This window comes from Blautia sp. AF14-40 (assembly GCF_003479665.1).
Lineage (GTDB): Bacteria > Bacillota > Clostridia > Lachnospirales > Lachnospiraceae > Fusicatenibacter > Fusicatenibacter saccharivorans.
On sequence record NZ_QUHK01000092.1, the window covers coordinates 1 to 1,894 of the forward strand.

Genomic DNA, 1,894 nt, shown 5'->3' on the forward strand with positions numbered 1-1,894 from the left:
AAAACTTCTTTTGTAAATTCCTCACTCATGCCAATACCAGTGTCCGAAATGCGGTAACGCATATTTATATATCCATCCCCGCCCTTCTCCTGACACCGGGCTTCAAATGTAATCATTCCTCCATCCGGAGTGTATTTTACGGCATTGCTCAGAATATTGACCAGCACATCGCGCAGGCGTGCAGGATCCGCAAGTACATTCGGAATCTTTGCATCTTCACGCTGAATCTTAAAGTTGATATCCCTGTTCGTAAGAAAGCCTTTTATAATATCCAATGCAGAATCTGTAATGTTTTTCACATCCGCCGGTACCGGATTGTATTTCACTTTTCCACTTTCGATGCGGGTCAGATCTAATACATCATTGATCAGCGACAGTAAATGCTCTGAGCTTTCGTCAATCTTTTCCAGACAATTTTTCACTTCGTCTGACGGATTGTTTTTCATTGCAATACCGGTAAATCCTATGATTGCATTCATCGGTGTCCTCATATCATGGGACATATGTGACAGAAATGCTGTTTTTGCCTTGTTTGCAGCCTGTGCATGCTCTGCCAGTTCCGCCATTTCCTCAGCTTTCTCCTGGGCCGTCTTCTGAGCTTTTTTTCTTGCACTGAGACGCACCATTGTCCCAGCCATAGCAGTCAGCAGCCATCCAAAAATAAGAAGAACCCAAACAGTAACAACAGGATGCAGACGTATCCAGTCAACAAGTGTAAGCTCTGTTGCTTTGTATGTGGTATACTGTGCTGCAAGATCTTCAACAAGATTTTTGGGCATGGCATACATTGCTTTCGTCAGAATACCAGCCAGCGCATGGTTCTCAGTTGATGAAATTACCATGCGGTAGGTGAATGTAGGCTGTTCCAGCAGAGTATATGTCATGGTGCCCGTAGTGTCACTGTTCACAAACGCCTGTGCCATGTAATAGTAGACGAAGGCAGCATCTGCTTTCCCCTCACGGACAGCTTCCATCATTTCCTGTCGGGTACTGCACATCAGTTTTTCTGCACCGGGTGCCATTGCATCTTCAATTGAATTTGATGCTGTCTGGTCAACAGTAGTAACAACATTAATTTTTCCATCAAAGTCACGCCGTGTCACCCTTGCCAGCTGCATTGTAATGAAAGGTGCAGTAATCCCCCATTTTTTCGTCTCAGCATAATTATCTGTTTCCAGGCGCGCATCGATGCTCATATCTGTGGTTTCCTTATTTTTCTGATAGGCAATATACTCATCTCTGGTGGCCGGTGTAAGAAACTCATAGGAAATCCCGGCATAGTCTGCAATTTTCCGGAAGTAATCCGGGATAATACCCTTCATCTCCCCATTTTCATTATAAGAATATGGATAACGGGTCGGATCACACAGAACATGAAGCGGGTTGTCCTTGGAATACTGTGAAATAACACTTTTTTCTTTCTCCGTATATTCCAGATTCTTAGTTTCTATGCTTTCATAATTTTTATTATAAAGTGTCGTTTTCCAGTCACCCTCAACTGCATTCATCTGGTCGATTGCATAATTGATCTCATTCAGCAATTCTGTATTACCTTTTTTAACCATGACATAGAAATCGCTGCTGTCAAATTTATCCACGATACGCTCATTGTTTGTTTTTCTCAGAGAACTAGCAGCAATAGCATCAACATTTCCACTCTGAAGAGCTTCCTCCATCTCTGCTGTCGTATCAAAATAAAATGGATCATATGTAAATCCTTTGTTGCCTGCAAAATCCGCAAAACTCTTTATCTCGGAGCTTCCATTCAAAAACGCCACACGCATACCGTTGTAAGTACTGTAATTGCCATCCACAATCGTGCTGTTGTCACTGCGGACGGTCAGAATCCCATTATTGGTTCCGATCGGACGTGAAAAATCAAACTTTTCTTCTC

1 protein-coding gene is annotated in these 1,894 nt (G+C 42.8%); it reads right to left on the bottom strand.

Annotation, left to right across the window (positions count from 1 at the left end; all coding sequences use genetic code 11):
- Positions 1 to 1,894 (bottom strand): transporter substrate-binding domain-containing protein (locus DWW13_RS18370; RefSeq protein WP_118720814.1); only part of this gene is annotated, 1,894 nt, incomplete at both ends.